At 63.4% G+C, this 3220-nt stretch carries 3 protein-coding genes and 1 pseudogene; all 4 read left to right on the top strand.

Annotated elements, in window-relative coordinates; genetic code table 11:
* On the top strand, window positions 1-630 hold a 630-nt coding region (locus JCM9942_RS12800; protein ID WP_054660130.1), incomplete at its 5' end, for a CPBP family intramembrane glutamic endopeptidase.
* A gap of 71 nt (window positions 631-701) precedes the next feature.
* Window positions 702-1508 carry a M48 family metallopeptidase gene (locus JCM9942_RS12795; RefSeq protein WP_256202381.1) on the top strand — a complete coding sequence of 269 codons (807 nt, stop codon included), beginning with the start codon at window positions 702-704 and terminating at the stop codon, window positions 1506-1508.
* Between the two features lie 156 nt (window positions 1509-1664).
* Window positions 1665-2855, top strand: coding sequence for a heme biosynthesis protein HemY (locus JCM9942_RS12790; protein ID WP_054660126.1), 1191 nt, complete (start codon window positions 1665-1667; stop codon window positions 2853-2855).
* 146 nt (window positions 2856-3001) lie between these two features.
* Window positions 3002-3220, top strand: a pseudogene (locus tag JCM9942_RS12785) (energy transducer TonB); the annotation flags it as partial.

Raw genomic sequence — 3220 nt, 5'->3', positions numbered from 1 at the left:
GCCGCCGACATGGCGCAGTTGCTCGGGCAACCCGGCGCCCTGGCGCAGATGCTGATGGCGTTGATCTCCACCGGGGGTGCCGCACTGCTGGTGTATGCCTGGCGGCGCCGTGCCACCTCGGCCGAACGCGGCATCTCCGCCCACGCGCTCCGGCGCGGATCGACCTGGGGCTGGACACTGCTGGTGGCTGCGCTGGTCTTTGCCGGCAGCAGTTTCATCGGCTGGAGCGCCAAGCAGCTCGGCATCGAGCCGGTGCCGACCAATCTGCCGTTGATGGAACAGGCGCTGGCCAATTTTCCGCTGTTTCTGCTGCTGTTCGCGGTGTTCCTGGCGCCGGCCTACGAGGAGCTGCTGTTCCGCCGGGTGCTGTTCGGACGCCTGTGGGCCGCCGGTCGTCCTGCACTGGGTATTGTCCTGAGCAGCGCCGCCTTCGCGTTGATGCACGAGGTCCCCGGCACCAGCGCCAACGGCCTGCCCGAGATTCTCCAGCTTTGGCTCATCTACGGCGGCATGGGCGCGGCCTTCGCGTGGCTGTACCGCAAGACCGGCACGCTGTGGGCCGCCATCGCCGCCCATGCGATCAACAATGCCATCGCGCTGGGCGCGCTGGTGGTGTTCGGTACCGGCTAAATCTGCACGTCGGATTGACGGAAAATTAAGCCAGCCGCCCGCACACTGCGGGCATGAACAAGGGGGCTTGCGTGAAATCGATTCTTTGTGCGGTGACCATCGGTTTGCTGCTGAGCGCCTGCGCCACCACCACCTCACCCACCGGGCGCCGCCAGGTGGTCGGTGGCGTGTCCCAGCAGCAGCTGGATCAACTCGGCGCGCAGGCGTTTTCCGAGATCAAGGCCAAGCAGACCCTGAGCCGCGACGGCACCCAGAACGGCTATGTGCAATGCGTGGTCAATGCCCTGGTCGCGCAGCTGCCCGCCCAGTACCGTGGCGTACGTTGGGAAACGGCGCTGTTCGTCGACAAGGAGCCCAACGCCTTCGCGCTGCCAGGCGGAAAAGTGGGCGTCAATACCGGCATTTTCAGTGCCGCCAGAAACCAGGACCAGCTGGCGGCGGTGATCGGCCACGAAATCGGCCATGTGATCTCGCGCCACCACGAAGAGCGCCTGACCCGCCAGCAGGGCACCCAGATCGGACTGGGCATCATCGGCGCATTGGCCGGCGCGGCCTATGGCGATGCGGGAACTAGCGTGGTCAACCAGTTCGGCGGCCTCGGCGCGCAGGGGCTGATCCTGCTGCCGGGCTCACGCACCCAGGAAGGTGAAGCCGATGAGGTCGGCCAGCGGTTGATGGCGCAGGCCGGTTTCGACCCGGCCCAGGCGGTGGATCTGTGGCAGAACATGATGGCGGCCGGCGGCAACCGTTCGCCGCAGTGGCTCTCCACCCATCCCGATCCGGCCAACCGCATCCGCCAACTGCAACGCGATATCCCGATGTTGCAGCCCGTTTACCAGCAGGCGCGCCAGGCGGGCCGCATCCCGCGCTGCGGTTGACCCGGGGCGACCGATGCGGGCAGTCCCCTGGACATTGGTGCAATACAGCATCGGAAGTGATTTCTCCATCAAATATTTTCTGGTACGTTTGCTGGCTCTGCTTTTTCCAGACCGTCCGTTTTCAGTGCCGCCTTGGCGGTTTCAACGAGGTGAACCATGATTTCCCACAGCCCCAAGAAAGCAGTGCTTTCCGTTCTGATTGCGACCCTGCTCGGCGGTGTTGTGGTTGCCGATGCCTTTGCCCAGGCGCGTTCGTCTGATCGCAACGAGCGTCGCAGCAAGGGTAGCGCCAAGGCTGAAGTGCTCTTCCCGGAAGCCACCCGCACCGAGCCGAACGGCAAGCCTTCCTCGAAGATGGGCGGCAAGCTGCAGAAGCTGTTCGCCGCGTACAACAAGGACGACTACGCGCAGACCCGCACGCTGGCCGATGAAATCATCGCCTCGGCCGATGCCAACGATTACGACAAGGCCGTTGCCAATCAGCTCGCCTCACAGGCGGCCTACAACCTGGATGATGGCGCCGCCACCAAGCAGTATCTGCAGCAGGCCATCGCGCTGAACCAGCTGGACAACAACGGCCACTTCCAGGCGATGTTGATGCTGGCCCAGCTGCAGCTGCAGGACGAGCAGTACGCCGAGGGGCTGGCCACTCTGGACAAGTACTTTGCCGAGTCCAAGTCGGCCAAGCCGGAAGAACTGGTCATCAAGGGCCAGGCGCTGTACCAGACTGAAAAGTATGCCGAAGCCATTCCGGTGCTGAAGGCGGCCATCGCCGCTTCGCCCGAGCCCAAGGACAACTGGAACCAGCTGCTGATGGCCTCCTACGCCGAAGCGGGCCAGACCGCTGAAGCGGTCAAGGAAGCCGAAGCACTGGCGGCCAAGAATCCGGCCGACAAGAAGGCGCAATTGAATCTGGCCAGCATGTACATGCAGGCCGACCAGATGGACAAGGCGGCCGCGGTGATGGACAAACTGCGCGCCGCTGGCCAGCTCACCGAAGAGCGCGAGTACAAGCAGCTGTACTCGATCTATGCCAACACCGACAACAAGGAACGGGACGTCATTGCGGTGATCAACGAGGGCCTGGAGAAGGGCATCCTCAAGCCGGACCACCAGGTCTACCTGGCACTGGCGCAGTCGTACTACTACAGCGACCAGGTACCGCAGGCGATTGAAGCGTGGCGCAAGGCGGCGCCGCTTTCCAAGGATGGCGAGACGTACCTGAATCTGGCACGTGTGCTGCACTCGGAGGGGCGTATTCCGGAGGCCAAGCAGGCCGCGCGGGACGCGTTGGCCAAGGGTGTCAAAAACCCGGCTGATGCAAACAAAATCATCAACCTGAAGTAAGCAGGAATAACGCCTGAACAGCTGCATTTGTGATGCGCAGCTGGTCAGGATTGGTATAAGCTTGGAGGTTCCTGCGGTGTCATGCGCCGCTGAATCAGGGGCGCCATAACAGCGTCGTCCCGACCCCACTAAAGAGCTCTTGGCGCATGACGGAACAACTGGTCTTCCACCACAGGTATGACGGCGAGAAAGATAAGGGTCTGAGCTGGCCCCGTATCGCCGGTATCGCCTTTGTAATCGCACTGCATCTTGCAGCCCTGATGATGCTTCTGATTCCTGCCGTGGCTCCCAAGGCCGCTGCGGAAAAGGAACGCAATGTCATGGTGACGCTGGTCGACGCGCCGCCGCCGCCGCCGCCACCACCG

The organism is Stenotrophomonas pictorum JCM 9942, from assembly GCF_001310775.1.
Lineage (GTDB): Bacteria > Pseudomonadota > Gammaproteobacteria > Xanthomonadales > Xanthomonadaceae > Stenotrophomonas > Stenotrophomonas pictorum.
Note: the sequence above shows the minus strand (reverse complement) of the source record. Positions and strands in the feature narration are given on the sequence as shown.